The sequence below is a fragment of the Vibrio sp. D173a genome (assembly GCF_030248475.1).
This window is the reverse complement of sequence record NZ_JAHGAH010000700.1, coordinates 1-931: the sequence shown is the minus strand read 5'-3', so window position 1 is coordinate 931 and position 931 is coordinate 1. Positions and strand designations below refer to the sequence as shown.

1 protein-coding gene is annotated in these 931 nt (G+C 48.8%); it reads right to left on the bottom strand.

The annotated features are described in order from the left end of the window. Positions 1-931 (bottom strand): xanthine dehydrogenase small subunit (locus KIV40_RS28630; RefSeq protein WP_285352606.1); only part of this gene is annotated, 931 nt, incomplete at both ends.

Sequence of the window (931 nt, the reverse complement as noted above, 5' to 3'; positions counted from 1 at the left end):
TCTTTCTGAGCGGGGACTTTATGGCTGATAAAGTAGTCCTCGATCGGCATGGTGCGCGACTCATCGCCACAACGCAGTTTGATCTTGGCATCTAACGCAATCAGTAGCGGAGGCGTATCACCGATAGGGGAAGCATTGGCTACGTTGCCGCCAATAGTGCCTTGGTTACGTACTTGCAGTGAAGCAAAGCGATGAAGCAGTTCGCCAAAGTCTGGGTAGTGCTTTTTCAATAGTGAATAAGCGTCGCTGATTGGAAGGTTGGCACCGATGATAAGGTCGGTGTCGGTCTCTTCCCACAGCTTCATGTCTTCGACAAGGTTGACGCTGATAAGGGTTTCGATTTCACGGTGAAATTGCGTAACTTCCAGTGCTAGGTCGGTGCCGCCTGCAACCAGCTTAGCTTTCGGATGAGCGATATACAGTTTCGCAAGCTCATCAATACTTTTTGGAGAGAATGCGGTGAGATGACCTAAACGAAGGTTTGCTTCAGTGCCTTGAATGCTCTCCAACTTTTCAATGGTTTTGCGTTCAAGTTCAGCGAATTGGTCGATAAGAGGTTGGTCTGTAGACAAAGACATTGCAGCATCAACAATCGGTCGGTAACCCGTACAACGACATAAATTGCCTGCTAGAGACTCCATCACATCTTCTTTGCTAGCGTTAGGCTTGTTCTTGCCAAGCGCGAACATGGACATAATGAATCCCGGTGTACAGTAGCCACACTGTGAGCCATGAAAATCCACAACCGCTTGTTGTACAGGGTGTAAAGAGCGATCTCGGTTCTGTAGATCTTCGACGGTAATCAGTTGCTTGCCGTGTAGAGCTGAAACGAACGTTAAGCATGAGTTTACCGAGCGATCCTGTAATTGCCCGTCTACCACTTCACCTAACACCACAGTACACGCACCGCAATCGCCTGAACCGCAACCCT